Below are 15,807 nucleotides of genomic sequence, written 5' to 3' on the forward strand. Positions count from 1 at the left end.
GAATGGCTGGAACACTCTATGGTGTCGGGCTGGGTCCGGGGGATCCGGAGCTCATGACGCTAAAGGCCTATCGGCTGATATCAAACGCCAGCGTGATCGCTTATCCGGCACCGGATACCGGACCAAGCTTCGCGCGCTCCATTGCGGCCGGATTCATTCCGGCAACTGTGCGAGAGATCCCGATCGTCGTGCCCATGCGGGTTGATCGATTCCCTGCAAAGCTGATCTACGACAAGGCCGCCATTGAGATCGCCGCGGTTCTGGAAGGCGGCGAGGATGTCATCGTTCTGTGCGAGGGCGACCCATTCTTCTACGGCTCCTTCATGTATCTCTTCGAGCGTCTGTCCGAGCGCTTTGCCTGTGAAGTTGTGCCAGGCGTCACGTCTCTGACGGCCTGCGCCGCGCAGCTGCAGCGGCCGTTGACCAGCCGGACAGACGTCCTGACCGTCATTCCCGGCCCGTTGCCCGATGACGAGATCCGGTCACGGATCGACACGGCACAGGCTGTTGCCATCATGAAGGTCGGACGCCACCTGCCGCGCCTGAAGGGGCTGCTTACTGAGATGGGCCTTCTCGATCAGGCAGGGTACGTCGAACGTGCGAGCTTGCCGGAACAACGGGTTTCGCGGCTCGCGGACCTTGAAGCCGAGACAGCCCCCTATTTTTCCATGATCCTCATCTACAAGGGAGAAGAAGCGTGGACGCTTCCCCCATCATTCTCGTCCTGAACTCGGCCGGTCTTGAGACCGCGCAGCGCATCGAGGCGAGCCTTCCCGGTTCCGCCATTCACGGTCTCGCAGGCCGTATTCGAAGTGCCGATACGCTGTTCAGCGAAACCATCGATCATATCCGCATGTTGTTTTCCGCCGGCAACCCGATCATCGGCGTCTGCGCGAGCGGCATACTGATCCGCGCTCTGGCACCGCTTCTGTCAGACAAGCGCAAGGAGCCTGCCGTTCTGGCTGTTTCGGAAGACGGCGCAAGCGTCGTGCCGCTGCTCGGAGGCCATCGCGGCGCCAACGACCTTGCACGCCAGATTGCCGAAACGCTTCAAGGACACGCCGCGGTCACCACCGCCGGCGACACGGCCCTTGGCATTGCACTCGATGCACCGCCCGCCGGATGGGTGCTGGCCAACCCGGAAGACGCCAAGCCGGTCATGGCCGAGTTGCTGTCAGGTGCGAGTGTGCGCATTGAGGGCACGGCACAGTGGCTGGAGGCAGCTGAGCTGCCCCGCTCTGAGACCGCTGCAATCACGATCAATGTCACCGAGCAGCCTGAAGTCGGCTCACCGACCCGCCTGGTCTACAATCCGCGCACGCATGTCATCGGGGTCGGATGCGCACGCGGGTGCGATCCGGCTGAGTTGATCGACCTCGTCGAAGGTTCGCTCAACACTGCCAAGATCGCTCGCGGCAGCGTCGCCTGCATTGCCAGCATCGACCTGAAGGCCGACGAGACGGCGATAAACGCACTCGCTACCCATCTCGATATTCCATTCCGGGTTTTCTCCGCCGAGCGTCTGGAACAGGAAACGCCACGGCTGAAAAACCCGTCTGATGTGGTTTTCGAGGAAGTCGGCTGCCACGGAGTGTCCGAGGGCGCAGCGCTCGCAGGCGCCGGGGCGGATGGCGCCCTCGTTCTCGAAAAACAGAAAACCGCCAATGCAACGGTCGCAATCGCCAAGGCTCCCTCTCCCGTCGACCCTACCACAGTCGGACGCGCGCGTGGACACCTCTCCGTCATCGGTATCGGACCGGGCCAGGATGCTTGGCGCACGCCGGAGGCAACGCGCCTTCTCGCTGAAGCGGAAGAGGTTGTCGGCTATTCGCTCTATCTCGACATCGTCGCGCCGCATATCACCGGCAAGACCCACCACAACTTCCCGCTCGGCGAAGAACAGGAACGCGTTCGTTTCGCCCTCGAGCTTGCCGGGGAAGGCCGCAATGTTGCGCTCGTGTGTTCCGGCGATGCCGGTATCTACGCCATGGGCGCTCTTGTCTATGAACTGCTCGACCGGGACACTGACCATGGCGGCGTCTCCGATGCGGCGCACCGGGTCAGCATCATCAACGCGCCGGGCATTTCCGCGCTGCAGGCGGCTTCCGCCCGGATCGGTGCCCCGCTCGGCCATGACTTCTGTGCCATTTCGCTGTCCGACCTGCTGACGCCTTGGGAGGCCATCGAGAAGCGCCTTCACTCGGCCGCGGAGGGCGACTTCGTGATTGCCTTCTACAACCCGGTCTCGAAGCGCCGAAGAACACAGCTCGCCGCCGCACGCGAGATTCTTCTCAAACACCGGCCCGCAGACACGCCCGTGGTTCTCGGCGTCAACCTGGGCCGCCCGGAAGAAACGGTCCGCGTGACAACACTGGAAGCCCTGACGGTGGATGAGGTCGACATGCTGACCACAGTTCTTGTTGGCTCCTCCAACAGCCGTGCCGTCATGAAGGGCGACGGCAAACCCTTCGTCTATACCCCGCGCGGCTATGCCAAGCGGATCGACGCCCCCAAGGAACAAACGGGAGAATCCGTATGACCGTCCATTTCATTGGCGCCGGTCCCGGCGATCCGGATCTCATCACGGTTCGCGGCCTGCGGCTGATCCAGTCCTGCCAGGTCTGCCTCTATGCGGGTTCGCTGGTTCCCGAGCAGATCGTGGCAGCAGCTCCCGAGGGCGCACGCGTGATCGATACAGCGCCGATGCATCTCGACGAGATCATCGAGGAGATCAAGGCCGCGCATGAGAAAGGCCTCGATGTTGCCCGCGTTCATTCCGGCGATCCGTCAATTTACGGAGCCACTGCTGAGCAGATGCGGCGGCTGGATGCGCTCGGCATCGACTACGAGGTGACCCCCGGCGTGCCGGCGTTTGCCGCAGCAGCGGCAGCACTGAAGACAGAGCTGACGATCCCGGAAGTGGCCCAGACAGTTATCGTGACCCGGACCACCATGCAGAGCTCGGCGATGCCGAACAACGAGGATCTCGTAACCCTCGGCAAGAGCGGCGCGACCCTCGCCATTCATCTTTCGATCCGAAATCTGCGTGAGATCGAAAGACAACTGACGCCGCTCTATGGGGCAGATTGCCCAGTCATCGTCGCCTATCGTGTCGGCTGGCCGGATCAGGATTTCATCCACGGCACGCTGTCGGACATTGCCGACAAGGTTCGCAAGTCGAAGATTACCCGGACAGCTCTGATCTTCGTGGGTCACGCCTTGAAGCCGGCAAAGGACTTCCGCGACAGCGCCCTTTATGACGCGGACCATGTCCACGTCCTACGCCCGAAGAAAAAGGCAAAGGCTTGACGAAACGCCTAGCCGCGCGCTGCGATCACATGGGCGAAGGAGCCCATGACGTTCGCCGCGCGCAGGCCCATGTCGTCGAGCATGTTGCCTTCGGCATCGCGCGCTGAGAACAGGCGCTCAGCCGCACCCTCACGAACGATTGTCGCATAGTGGAATTCGTGAGCTGACAGGGCACCGGCCCAAGGGATGTCAGACTTCGCTTCGACGACCCTGTAGCCGAGGTGGCGCTTTCGGGTCGCAAAGCTGGTTTCCAGCGGTAGCAAGCCCAGCATTTGATGAGCGATGCCATCGACGTCGGTCAGAGCTGCGCCCAGCGCCATGTAGCCGCCGCACTCGCCGTAGATTAAAGCCCCCTCGCTGGCAGCTTTCTGCATTGCGGCCTTGAATTTCTTTGCGACAGCCAGCCGGCCAGCATGCAGTTCCGGATAGCCGCCGGGCAAATAGATTGCATCAGCGTCCCGATCCGGGGCCTCATCCGCAAGCGGCGAGAAGAAACTCACCTCGGCTCCCGCCCGCCGCCAGCCATCCAGAATGTGCGAGTACGAAAACGCAAACGCCACATCTCTGGCCACTGCAACCTTTTGGCCCAACGGCGGCAGGTCTACCTTCTCCTCGCCATCGGCAGATCTGACCGGCGTGGCGAGACGTCCGAGCGCAGCGAGATCGATGTGCTCAGCGCAAGTGGCCGCTGCGCGCTCAAGGAAGTGTTCCAAGCCGGCGTGTTCTTGCGCCTGCACCAAACCGAGATGGCGCTCGGGGAGGACGAGATCGTCATGTCGCGGCATCGCCCCCAGAACCGGAATACCGATCGGATCAAGCGCTTTCCGCAACATTGTCTCATGCCGGGCGCTGCCAACCCGGTTCAGGATCAAGCCCGCCATCTGAACGTCGGCTCGGAAGTTCCGAAATCCGGCCACCAGTGCCGCAACCGACTGGGCCTGTTTCGCGCAATCGACAACGAAGACAACGGGTAGCCCCAGACAGGCAGCAAGGTCGGCGGCAGATCCGGTCCCATTCGCAGCGCCGTCAAACAGTCCCATCGCGCCTTCGACGATCAGAAGATCGGCAGCATCGGCATGATCGGCGGCGAGGCTGCGTACCTGCGCAGGCTGCATCGCCCAAGCATCCAGATTGATGCACGGCAAGCCGCTCGCTGCCTCATGGAACTTCGGATCGATATAGTCCGGCCCGGATTTGGCCGACGCGACTTTGACATCCGTATTCCGCAAGGCCCTGAGCAGGGCCAGGGTCACCGTCGTCTTGCCAGCGCCAGACTGGGGGGCTGCAATCAGGAAACCATTTGCCGGGTTGCCGGTCATCCTGCGTCGACGTTCCGGCTGCTGGAAAGCCCCAAGGGATCGGACCGGAGAATTCGTCCGGACATCGCACCCATCCAGTCGAGACCGCTGCGCAGGCGGACCACTTCGCCGACGCAGACAACTGCAGGGGGTTCGATACCGGCAGCAGCTGCATCGGCAGCGCATGTGCCAAGGGTCGTCTCGAGCACATCCTGGTTTGCCAGCGACGCATTGCAGACGATGCCAACGGGCTCAGCCGGTGATCTCCCGCCTTCAATGAGCTTTTCGGAGATGGACGCAAGGTGTTTCATCGCCATGTACATGACGATCACCTGAGAGCCTTGCGCGACGCCTTGCCAGTTGATTGCCCCGGGCATGAGGCCGGTCTGATCGTGGCCGGTAAGGAACGTCACGGCCTGATTTGTGTCCCGATGAGTCGCAGGAATTCCTGCATAGGCAAGCCCGCCGATACCAGCCGTGATGCCCGGTATGATCCGAAACGGTATACCCGCGCCAACCAGGCCAAGCGCTTCTTCGCCGCCCCTTCCGAAGACAAACGGATCTCCGCCCTTCAGGCGAAGGACCTTTTTGCCTTCCTTGGCATACTCGATCAGCTTGAGCGTAATGTCCCGCTGCTTCGGACTGGGTTTTCCGCCCCGTTTGCCGGCGAAGTCGGCTATTGCTCCGGGTTTGATCCAGGCGAGGATGCTCTGGTCGACAAGCGCGTCGTATACAACGACATCGGCCTGACGGAGACCGTTGAGGGCATGCAGTGTCAAAAGACCCGGATCGCCGGGGCCCGCACCCGCGAGCCATACCCAGCCGGGTTCGAATTCCGGCAGGCCCTGAGGGATCTCGACTGTTTCTTCGCGTCTGGACATGTGCCTGTTCTATCCGGCCTTTCGGCCTCAGCCAAGCATTCATCCGGCAGGTTTTCGAGCAAGAACGACGCACGTCCCATGTGCGCAGATGCGCTTGCGGCAATTCCGGGTATAAAGGCGGAATGACCGTGCCCAAAACAACAGAACTCAGACGCGGATGGACAACCGGCGCCTGTGCTACCGGTGCCGCGAAAGCCGCGTTTCAGGCACTCGTCAGCGGTGACTTCCCCGACCCGGTCGAGATCACCTTGCCGCGCGGCGGCACAACCTCATTCTGCCTCGCGAGCCACATTCTGTCTGACGGTTCCGCAACCGCCGCCATCATAAAGGACGCCGGTGACGATCCTGATGTCACCCACGGCGCTCTTGTCAGCGCGACCGTCCGGCTGCTGGAAGCGGGGCGCGGCATCGTATTCAAGGCAGGCCCCGGCGTCGGCACCGTCACCCGTCCAGGACTGCCAATCCCCCCAGGCGAGCCAGCGATCAACCCTGTGCCGCGGCAGATGATCACCCAGGCGATCACGCAAGTCGCAGCTACCGCGAACGCCCACTCCGATGCCGAAGTGACCATCTCCATCGAGAATGGCGAAGAGTTGGCCAGGAAGACCCTGAACGGACGCCTTGGCATCGTGGGCGGTCTGTCTGTTCTGGGGACGACTGGTATCGTGCGGCCGTTTTCCTGCGCGGCCTGGATCGCGTCGATCCACCGTGGCATCGACGTCGCAAGGGCGACCGGATTGACCCATGTGGTAGGCGCTACCGGTTCGACATCGGAGAACGCGGTTCGAGCACATTATGATCTCGATGACGCCGCCTACCTCGATATGGGGGACTTCGCTGGCGGCCTGCTTAAATATCTGCGGGAGCACCCTGTTCAGCGCCTGACGATGTCCGGCGGCTTTGCGAAGTTCACAAAGCTCGCGCAAGGGGCGCTGGATCTGCATTCAGCTCGAAGCCAGGTTGATTTCGAGTTTCTGGCAACCTTGATCGAAGGCCTATCGGACTCTTCCGACTTGGTCACGCGATGCCTTAACGCCAATACCGCCAAGGAAGTGCTCGATCTCGCGACAGAGGCAGGCGTCGACATCAGTACACCGCTCGCCCGGAAGACCAAGGACGCGATCCGAAACATCCTCCGCGACGCCCCTATTGACGTCGAAGTCCTGATCGTCGACCGGAACGGCCGGGTCACAGGCGAGGCCGGCTTCGATGCGTGATCGCCTGAAGGTTCTCCTGCTGGCAGGCACACAGGAAGCCCGGCAGTTGGCAAAGCGACTGCCGGAGGTGCTCCCTGCAGCGAAGATCACAGCGTCATTTGCAGGGGCCGTTACAGAATTGCCTGATCTCGGTCTTCCGACCAGAATCGGTGGCTTTGGAGGGGGCAGCGGCCTTGCGGACTATTGCAGGTCGCAGGACATTGATCTGATCGTGGACGCAACACACCCTTTCGCCGTTCAGATGAGCCGCAATGCGGCCAGCGTCGCCGAAATGAGTGGTATTCAGATCGTTCGCCTTGAGCGTCCACCTTGGGAACCGCAAGCTGGCGACCGCTGGCAAATCGTGGCCGATCTTGCTGAAGCTGCAACCTTGCTGCCGGCCCGTTCCCGGCCGTTCATTGCAGTCGGACGGAAGGAAATCGGACGCTTCTACCACCGCAAAGACATTGACGCGGTCGTCCGCATGATCGAGCCGCCTGAGGTGCCGCTGCCGGCGTTATGGCAGCTGGTCCTTGCACGGCCGTCGCGAGAAGTGGGCGTTGAGCAGGAGTTCCTGCAGTCACGAGCAGTGACCCACGTGGTTGCCAAGAACAGCGGCGGCCATGCTTCTTATGCAAAAATCGAGGCGGCACGGAACCTAGGTCTTCCGGTGCTTCTTGCCGACAGACCGGAGCTCCCGAAGGTTCCCAGTTTTGGAAGTATCGAAGCCTTGTGCGACGCCGTCAGGGCCTTGTGAAGCACAGCAACCGGGGAAGCGCCAGGCTCACGCCTCACCGCGCTTTTGACGATGAACGGCGAGCATGAAGCGCGGAATTCCCACTACATAGCGCTTGAAAAGACGTCGCGGCTCCTGGACCAACCGGAAAAGCCACTCAAGTCCCAATGCCTGAACAACCTGCGGAGCACGCACCACTGAGCCGGACATGAAATCGAACAAGGCACCGACACCAATCGCCACGGTACTGTTGATGAGCGCCCGGTTTTCGACAATGAACTTTTCCTGTCGCGGATTCCCCATCGCGACCAAGAGCAGATCGGCTTTGGCATTGCTGATCTCGTCGCACACCGATGGAATATCCGGATCCGAGAAATATCCGTTGCGCGCTCCAACGACCGTGTGCAGCGGGTACAGTGCCTCAATGTGCTTCCGAGCACGTTGCACCTCGTTCTCGCGCGCACCCAGAAGATAGATGCGCAGTGGAACACCCACCTCTGCGAGAACGGCGGGAATTAGGTCCGTGCCATTCAGGTTGTCGGGAAACCCGTACCCGTGAAGATACTTTGATGCGAGGTTCACGCCGATTCCGTCGTTGATCAGCGTCATTTTCCGAAGCGCCGCCGCATAGTCGGCATCATCGAGCGCAGACAGGATCGTATGGGCATTGCAGATGGCAATGTCGATCGGACGTCCAAGCAGAACCGCCGACCTAATGTACCCGATTGCACTTTCCCTGTTCAGACGCAGCAGATCCACCGCACCGATCCTAACATGATCGGCACGCGAGGCCACGCCTGCGTCCACGTCCTGTAGCAACATTTACGCCTACCGCTCGTGTTTGGCAGCACTTCTTCATCGAGTGCATTGGTGACGCCAACATAAGGCTGAACACACGAAATAGGTCTTAAGGGACATTCCCTATTCGGGTTTTTGGTTAATCGGAAAATAAGCCGATGCGGTAGATCGCGGATATCGGATTCAGGGTTCGTTCATCAGTTGCCTCATCCCGGTGAATAGACGGCACCGATCTCCCAAACCTCAGGGCGAAGAACAGTTGTTTGGAACTTGTTAAGCATAATCTGTGAAGGATTGGCTGAACCTTTTAATCTGGCCGATATTCTTTTTCCGTTCTCAAACATGACCAAGTCCTACGGACGTCACCTATGATCGATATCGAAGACGTACCGGGCCTCCTCAGGCGGCACAAACGAACCCTCGTGGCGCTACCCGTCGCGACGATCCTTCTCAGCCTTTTCTATGTTGCACTGAAGACACCATCATATCGGGCGTCGAGCGAGCTGCTCCTGCAAACCGAAAATCTCGGCCTCGTTACCGCCGACCAAAGCTTTAATCGCCCGGCCGCCGCGACCCAGTCGACCGATCTCAACAGCCAGATCTATGTGATCACATCGGCTCCGGTGCTGAACGAAGTTTCGAACCGGCTTGATCTCGACAATGACCCTGCGCTTCACAAGGCAGGCCTACTCCGGAGACTTTTCGGCGGTATCGCAGCAAGTCTTTCAGACACGGAGAAGCGCGCAGCGACACTATCGGCTCTTCGGCACGCTCTGACCGTGAGCCGTCTGGACAATTCGTTGGTTTTCAGGATTTCTGCCGAACACCCGGACGCCAACAAAGCGGCTGCAATCGCAAACACGGTTGCCAGCGCCTACATTTTTCAAGTCAGTCAAAGTCAGGCGGAGACCTTACGCAAGACCAGTTCGACACTTGGCGTTCAGGCTAAAGAACTGCGGCAGCGTCTGGAAGCGGCCGAAGCCTCTGTCGAAGAGTACAAGGCCCGAAAAGGATTGATCAGCACCGGCCAGGGTGGTCTGGTCGTTGATCAGCAGATCCAGGCCCTGAACACGCGGCTCACTGAAGCACGTGTTGCCCTGGAGGCGGCGCGCTCGACCTACCTGCTCGTCAACTCGCTCACCGCGGCAGACATAGAGGCAGGCGCCCTACCGGAACGTGTCACCGACAGCGTTCTTTCTGCACTTCGTGTCCAATATGCACAGATCGAGCAACAAACCGCCGAAATGGCAACCACGCTGGGTGCGGCGCACCCGACACTGCGCGAAATGCGTTCTCAGCTCGAGAATACCCGGCGGCAGATCACTGCGGAGCTGAAACGCCGTCAACTGAATATCAAGACAGAATACGAGCAGGCCCAGACCACCGTCGCCGCGCTAGAGCGTCAGCTGAACGACCTGCAATCCACCAATTCAGCACAGGGACAGGCGCTTATCGAACTGCGTCAGTTGCAAAGCGAGGCCGACGCAAGCCGTGCAATCTACGAGGCTTTCCTCAAACGCTCACGCGAACTCGAAGAGCAGCCCGACCTGACAGCGAACTCAACAAAAATCCTTCAGGAAGCACTGGTTCCAACAGCTCCCAGCGGACCACGCAAGCTGATCGTCATCATCGCGGCCGGTCTGTTCGGCTTTGCCCTCGCCGTGGCGGCGATAATCGGCAAGGCCATCCTCTGGGGGACTATCTCGACACCCAAGGATCTGGCGAGGCTGACACTACTGCCAGTGCTTGCTCAGATTCCATCCGGTAAAGGCTCGACTGCCCTTTCGACAGGCAAGCTCTTACCCGCATTTGGCTTTGCACAGCGTCAACGGGCCAATCGGAATGGGCTTGAGATGTCGCGTCTTGCTTACGCGATTAGGCAGGCTTTTGAAGATGCGACACCCGCCAATGTACTCGTGCTCGCCACCAGGCCCAGCGCCGACACTCGCAACTTCACACGCGACTTGTCGTCTGCACTCAGCGATATCGGCCAGCGCGTGCTTCTCGCATCGACCGCAAACGGCCTCCCAGACGTAATCTCACAGGACGAGAAAGGCATACTCGCAGACAGCGCAACGGCGCTTGGCAAGATCAATTCACTGATCCGGCATATCTCCGGTGCACCTGAATCGTCGGAGACAGGCGATCTGCGGTCGCCGATGCTGTCCAAATATATTCAGGTCAGTAGCGTGGGTGCGCGACGAAAATATGCATCGCAGGCCGAACTCACCCAGGATGGCGATGATGACTACCTGCTAATCGATGGCGGCGCTGCAATGGATAATCCAGTTCTGCCGGTTCTGCTGCGCCACTGCGACGGCATCTTGCTTGTATCATCCCTGGGCAAGGCTCGGACAGCAGATGTTCACGAAACTCTGGCCTATCTGCAGCCGTGGAAGGACAGGATTATCGGAAATGTCGTACTCGACGCCGCTTGATAATGACCTCCCAGGCTTTGCGCCCAGAGATCGATACGGAGCCTGGAGAGCCGCAGTAGCGGCAGTCATAGTCGCGTGCCTCACCTTCAACTTCGTCCTGGCATTCGTAAATACCAACCTCTCGAGTATTCGCGAAACCCACGTCATCCTCACAGAGCTCATCCTGGTGGGTCTTGCCTTTGCCCTGGCGCTCACCCGAAGCGGCGCATTCTATGCCCTCATGTTATTGTTTGCCGGCTACATGGCTTTCATTTTTGCCCTGCGCCCGGAACTGGACTTGAAGGCTGTTCGCGACGTCCTCATCGCACTTGTCTTTTACTTTGTCGGCCGGAAGGTCCGCTCGATCAGTGATGCCGATCGCATCGTAATGATATCTGCGGCCGTGGTGGCGGCAGTCGGTCTTTTCGAGTTTCTTCAGCTGGAACAATTCACTGCACTGGTCAACATCTTCGACTACTACGTCGCCCGCGGCACATTGTCGGCGGGGGACAATTTCGTCGAAGGATCGAACCTTTTCATCAGCAGCACGCGTCTTGAGGGCCGAAATTTTTTACCTTTCCTTGGGCAGGTTCGCGCATCATCGGTTTTTCTCGAACCCGTCACGATGGGAAACTTCGGCGCATTTCTCTTCCTGTGGGCCTTGTATCGCAATGACATGAAGGGACGCTATGTCCTTGCCGTTGCCGGAGCGCTGGTGATCATACTCGGGGACGCGCGCTTCGGGCTGTTTGTTTGCCTCGCCTTCGCCGCCGCATTGCCATTCATCAAGACAATGCCACGCCTGATCTGGTGGCTGCTCCCCTTCGTGATCATGGCGGCGCTGGTGATTATCGGCCAGTACATGGAAGGCATGCCCTGGGAGGACGACTTCATTGGACGCGTAGTTCTCTCTGGTCAGCTGATTACAAAGCTTACCTGGACGAGTACCTTCGGTATTTCAAGAAACGTGCCTTTCTTCGGTGACAGCGGGTACGCGTATACACTCGGCCATATCGGTTTGATTGGCATAATGATGTTCTGGAGCTTGTTTATGTTCGCTCCAGAGCACCGAAAGGATGCAACCCGCTTCAAGGCTCTCGCCGCGATCTTCATCTGCCTTCTATTGATCGTTTCGAGCTCACTCTTCTCGATCAAACTCGCCGCACTCTTCTGGTTCACCGCTGGAGCCGTGGATGCGGATAATGGCGGGACCTCTATTTCCTCAGTCAGCGAAGATGCAGTGGACTACGCGCGGCCATCCTCGGTAGCTGAGCCCATCCGGAGACTGCGTGCCCTGATGGGAAGCTCGTAAGGCGAAACGTCGTCTCACCGGCCCAAGGCACAACGGTACATGTCGTTGTAGCTTTCAAGGGTTGAAGACCACCCGTGACGCTGTGCCGAGGCCATAGCTGCCGCGCGCATCTCCGGAGCCTGAAGCAACCTTTCGAAACTGTGGTCGATCGCGCTTGCTGCCTCCTTCGGCCGAGAGAAATCGGTCAAACACACGCTATCATGCTGCCCTGCAAGGCCTCGGAAAGCGTCATTGGGATGAACGATCGGAAGAAGACCCGCACTCAAGGCCTCGATCATGGCAATCCCGAAACCCTCGTATTCCGACGCACTGACGAACAGACTACATTTGCTCACGACCTCGCGAACCTGCTCGTCGCTCAGGCCGACGTGAACCCTGACTGCGTTGCCAAGACCGCGCTCTTGAATTTCCGAGTTCAGGTCCTCGATGGTGAGGTCGGAAGGAGATCCAACAATATCGAGCGACCAGTTGGGGTCTGCATCGATCAGGCACTCCAACACATCTAGGACACGCGGGATCTGCTTGTTTGCGGAGAACCGCCCGATCGTCACAAGTGTCTTTTGCGGAGCCGTGGACGCGGCACCAGCGAATTTTTCCAGATCAACGCCGTTTTCAATCAAACGAACCTTACTCGGCGCTATCCTCTCGAAGAGGTCGTAGTCACTCTGGCTGCAACACGCGATTGAACGATACTGATTAGCCGACGTACGAGTGACACTTTTGAACCAAAGCTTCTTTAATCCCGCGTGGTTTCGGGTGTGGAAGAAGCCACCGTGCGTCGTAGCAACGATCGGGCATCGATGGAGAATACGTCCCAAAGCCAAAGCATCGAAGAAGAAATCCACGGCGTGAACATGAACAAGATCGGCCCCGCCAAGTTCACCAAAAATGCTGGGAGCCAGTGGATAGCGGCTGCTGCCGAAGAACGGGATCCTGCGCACGGTGAGGCCGTCAATGGTCTCGTCACTGGGCAACCGGTTGAACGGATCCGTGAAAAGGCGGTCCAGGGTGACGATCCGTACGTTGTTGAACGACCTGGCCTGTCGCATCGCCAGGTTTCGAACGAAATCCTCCAGACCGCCAACCATTGGGGCGAACTGGCGAACCACATGCACGACGTTAAGCGCCGACAGATCCGCGCTGGTTGGCGCTTCAAGAGCATCTTGGGAACCAAATTGGCGGTTCGGGTTTGCGTTCATGTGAATCCCGGCGATCTCAGTCATTCAACGACGAATGCAGGAACTGTTAGCCTGATTTGGTGAAAAAGCACTTTCCTCCCCGCAACAAATGCGGAGGCATTGGGCAACAGGGTTTATGGTAGATGAACATCCGTCGCCTTGCTGCTGGTGTTTTTCGGCATTCCTTAACCTAAGATTTCCCCTGATCGAGCATCCTTGCATCTGCAACCAGTATGGAGCCGATCTATGCCTGTCCGGACACTTCGCGCAGCCATGACGTGCCTATCCGTTTTTACAGGAATGACATCGGGACTGTCCGCCCAGCCGTGCCTTAGGGGCATCAATGCAGCGGGGGGCGAATTCGGTCCGCTGCCGGGGAAGCATGGAAAGACACATATTTTTCCCTCAGATGCGACGCTCGACTATTTCGCAAGCAAAGGCATGAACGTCATTCGTCTCCCCTTCAGATGGGAACGGGTGCAGCCGCAGCTGTACGGTGAGTTGGACGACGATGAGCTGGAACGAATAAAGGACACGGTCCGGCGAGCTACTGCCAGAGGTATGACCACTATCCTCGATCCACACAACTATGCGAAATATGCCGGAACACGTATGGGTCAGGGCCGTGTTCTTCCTCCCGCATTCGCCGATTTCTGGCTGCGTTTTACCCCGCACTTTGCCAATCGCGACGACGTCATATTTCTGCTGATGAACGAGCCAGCGGGGATCTCAGCAGCGACCTGGCTTCCGGCAGCAAATGCAGGGATCGAGGCGATACGAAAGGCCGGCGCCAATAATCTGATCATGGTGCCCGGTACGATCTGGACCGGCGCCTCGCATTGGTTCGACGATCAGGACGGCGGTTCAAACGCGGAAGTCCTCCGGGAAATCCATGATCCGCAAAACCACTTTATTTTCGAGGTTCACCAATACCTCGACCGGGATTATTCCGGCACCAATACCACGTGCCCAAGAGTTGATGATGCGATCCTCGCACTTGAAGGGGTCTCAGGCTGGTTCCGCCAGCATGGCTACGCTGGTTTCGTCGGTGAGTTTGGCGGTTCCTCCAGTCCGGACTGCCTTGCCGGAATCGCCGAGATGGCAAGTTACCTCAACAGCCAGGGCGACATCTGGCTCGGCTGGACCGCCTGGGCCGGCGGAGACTGGTGGGGGGACTACCCGCTATCGCTGCAACCAAAGGACGGCAATGACCGGCCCCAGATGAAAGCACTTGAACCCCATATCCGCACGCCCGATGGGCGAATTGCCCAGTGCCTTGTTTCTGAATAGCAGGTCGCGTTGCCCTGATCAGAAAGCCTCTAGTCTCGGCAGACTGCCGGGTTAGCAATCGGCGAACCGCCGCGCGAGGCCATTGCTCGAAATACCCCGTTCATGCCGCAAACAGCTTGGACAAGACTGTCTTCCGTGTACTCCGCATCCTGTCTTGGCAGCAGAAAAGGTTGGTCGAGGTGCTCGGGAAAAAGACACCCCGGCTCCGTCGTCACAGCGACCTTAAAGCCCAATTTGCGAACGATATCGGCTTCTCGATAGCCGCTTATCGACGGGGGCCCATAGGGGTAGGCAAAATGGGGCACTTCACGCTGTAGCTTGTCTTGCAAGTAGTGCTTGTTCGCACTGATGTCCTCTTCGACTTCCGCTTCGGAAAGTATCGTGAGAGCTCGATGAGTGGTCGTATGCGCCCCGATTTCAATCAACGGATGGCGATCACTCTCAACCATATCGGTTTCCGTCATGGCCAGTTGATCGACCAGATCCGGCATTGATACCGAATGGGCGTGGAAAACGTCCTGCAGCAATCCCGCTCTTTGAAAATCATCCCATACCCAGGCCGTCAGCCTGCGCAGCGTGGCTATCTTGCCCTCCAGATCGGGACAGTGAAACCTCACGCCCATGGGATCCATGTCGATGCTGTCGTTTGACTCGACAAGATCGCGAAGTCCTAGCCACCAGGCATTTATCGTCCGAGTCATCATTTCAGTGGGAACGAAGATGATTGCCGGGGCGTCGTACCGCTCCATGACCGGCAAGGCCAGTTCCAGATTTGAGCGATAGCCATCATCGAACGTCAACACCACAAAGGGCCGGCTACCGGGTTCGTTGAGCCTTCGCACGGCCTCGCTCAATGTAACTATGTCGCGGCCACTTTTTCGGATCTTTTTCAAGATCGCTTCGAAGTCTTCGATCCGACAACCCTGGTCCAGCTTGCTTTTCGGGCAATGGGTGAACTCGTGAAACATCAGGGCCACACCGCGTCCGGCATACCGCGACCCGATCATACTCGCGAGACCACTTTGTGCCAGGAACTTCAGCGCGGATGTCTTCACGCGCCGACGGATACGATCTTTGGCGGACAATCGCGGTGTCTGTCTGGAAAATTCGCTTTCCATATCCGGGAATTTAGCCTTTTTCTCAATGTGAAATCTACAATGTGCCAACCAAACCCGAAGTAATTACACCAAGATGAATATTCCATTTAGGCGCAACTGATTACAGGCGTCGATTAACTTGAAACCAATTGAAGTTCCGCGGTCCCACGGAGCGCTTAACGAACGCTTTTCGATCAGTTTCCCCTCAGACAATCCTGAACCCAAAACGCATTCGTAAGATTTTCGGCGTAGGTATTATCTACCCTTTATCGCCCTCACCTTCGACGCTCTCAGC

The 15,807-nt window shown here is 58.7% G+C and carries 13 protein-coding genes and 1 pseudogene; 8 read left to right on the forward strand and 6 right to left on the reverse strand.

Annotated elements, in window-relative coordinates; all coding sequences use genetic code 11:
* The first annotated feature begins 2 nt into the window (after positions 1–2).
* From cobI to cobM, 3 genes are read left to right on the forward strand one after another with little or no spacing between them, the layout of a single operon-like run.
* Positions 3–728 carry a precorrin-2 C(20)-methyltransferase gene (cobI, locus tag ACN0SY_RS14250; RefSeq protein WP_417688190.1) on the forward strand — a complete coding sequence of 242 codons (726 nt, stop codon included), beginning with the start codon at positions 3–5 and terminating at the stop codon, positions 726–728.
* On the forward strand, positions 698–2,539 hold the full coding sequence (gene cobJ, locus ACN0SY_RS14255) for a precorrin-3B C(17)-methyltransferase (RefSeq protein WP_417688192.1): 1,842 nt from the start codon (positions 698–700) through the stop codon (positions 2,537–2,539). The genes cobI and cobJ overlap by 31 nt, the downstream gene beginning before the upstream one ends.
* Positions 2,536–3,309 (forward strand): precorrin-4 C(11)-methyltransferase, encoded by a 774-nt coding sequence (cobM, locus tag ACN0SY_RS14260; protein WP_417688194.1) that lies wholly within the window; start codon positions 2,536–2,538, stop codon positions 3,307–3,309. The genes cobJ and cobM overlap by 4 nt, the downstream gene beginning before the upstream one ends.
* A gap of 8 nt (positions 3,310–3,317) precedes the next feature.
* Here cobM and ACN0SY_RS14265 read toward each other — a convergent pair whose 3' ends face one another.
* On the reverse strand, positions 3,318–4,628 hold the full coding sequence (locus ACN0SY_RS14265) for a cobyrinate a,c-diamide synthase (protein WP_417688196.1): 1,311 nt from the start codon (positions 4,626–4,628) through the stop codon (positions 3,318–3,320).
* Complete coding sequence (gene cobA / locus ACN0SY_RS14270; RefSeq protein ID WP_417688198.1) at positions 4,625–5,488, reverse strand: uroporphyrinogen-III C-methyltransferase; 864 nt, start codon at positions 5,486–5,488, stop codon at positions 4,625–4,627. The genes ACN0SY_RS14265 and cobA overlap by 4 nt, the downstream gene beginning before the upstream one ends.
* 122 nt (positions 5,489–5,610) lie before the next feature.
* On the opposite strand from cobA, the gene ACN0SY_RS14275 reads away from it, so the two are divergent.
* Entirely contained in the window at positions 5,611–6,705 is a 1,095-nt protein-coding gene (locus ACN0SY_RS14275) for a cobalt-precorrin-5B (C(1))-methyltransferase (RefSeq protein ID WP_417688200.1), read from the forward strand.
* Entirely contained in the window at positions 6,698–7,441 is a 744-nt protein-coding gene (locus ACN0SY_RS14280; RefSeq protein ID WP_417688202.1) for a cobalt-precorrin-6A reductase, read from the forward strand. The genes ACN0SY_RS14275 and ACN0SY_RS14280 overlap by 8 nt, the downstream gene beginning before the upstream one ends.
* Positions 7,442–7,468: 27 nt before the next feature.
* Here ACN0SY_RS14280 and ACN0SY_RS14285 read toward each other — a convergent pair whose 3' ends face one another.
* Complete coding sequence (locus ACN0SY_RS14285; protein ID WP_417688204.1) at positions 7,469–8,242, reverse strand: WecB/TagA/CpsF family glycosyltransferase; 774 nt, start codon at positions 8,240–8,242, stop codon at positions 7,469–7,471.
* 344 nt (positions 8,243–8,586) lie between these two features.
* Here ACN0SY_RS14285 and ACN0SY_RS14290 point away from each other — a divergent pair, with 344 nt between their 5' ends.
* Together ACN0SY_RS14290 and ACN0SY_RS14295 are read left to right on the forward strand one after the other, a co-directional pair.
* Complete coding sequence (locus tag ACN0SY_RS14290) at positions 8,587–10,656, forward strand: GumC family protein (protein ID WP_417688206.1); 2,070 nt, start codon at positions 8,587–8,589, stop codon at positions 10,654–10,656.
* Positions 10,580–11,947, forward strand: a complete 1,368-nt coding sequence (locus ACN0SY_RS14295; protein ID WP_417688208.1) for a UDP-phosphate alpha N-acetylglucosaminyltransferase — start codon at positions 10,580–10,582, stop codon at positions 11,945–11,947. The genes ACN0SY_RS14290 and ACN0SY_RS14295 overlap by 77 nt, the downstream gene beginning before the upstream one ends.
* Positions 11,948–11,961: 14 nt before the next feature.
* Here ACN0SY_RS14295 and ACN0SY_RS14300 read toward each other — a convergent pair whose 3' ends face one another.
* Together ACN0SY_RS14300 and ACN0SY_RS14305 are read right to left on the reverse strand one after the other, a co-directional pair.
* Positions 11,962–12,567: a glycosyltransferase family 4 protein gene (locus ACN0SY_RS14300; RefSeq protein ID WP_417688728.1), complete on the reverse strand. Its 606-nt coding sequence runs from the start codon at positions 12,565–12,567 to the stop codon at positions 11,962–11,964.
* A 30-nt stretch (positions 12,568–12,597) separates the two neighbouring features.
* Positions 12,598–13,170, reverse strand: a pseudogene (locus ACN0SY_RS14305) (glycosyltransferase family 4 protein); the annotation flags it as partial.
* 255 nt (positions 13,171–13,425) lie between these two features.
* Here ACN0SY_RS14305 and ACN0SY_RS14310 point away from each other — a divergent pair.
* On the forward strand, positions 13,426–14,415 hold the full coding sequence (locus tag ACN0SY_RS14310; RefSeq protein ID WP_417688210.1) for a glycoside hydrolase family 5 protein: 990 nt from the start codon (positions 13,426–13,428) through the stop codon (positions 14,413–14,415).
* A 29-nt stretch (positions 14,416–14,444) separates the two neighbouring features.
* On the opposite strand, the gene ACN0SY_RS14315 is transcribed toward ACN0SY_RS14310, so the two are convergent.
* Complete coding sequence (locus ACN0SY_RS14315) at positions 14,445–15,533, reverse strand: polysaccharide deacetylase family protein (protein ID WP_417688212.1); 1,089 nt, start codon at positions 15,531–15,533, stop codon at positions 14,445–14,447.
* Positions 15,534–15,807 lie beyond the last annotated feature (274 nt).

It is taken from the genome of Roseibium sp., assembly GCF_048261595.1.
Lineage (GTDB): Bacteria > Pseudomonadota > Alphaproteobacteria > Rhizobiales > Stappiaceae > Roseibium.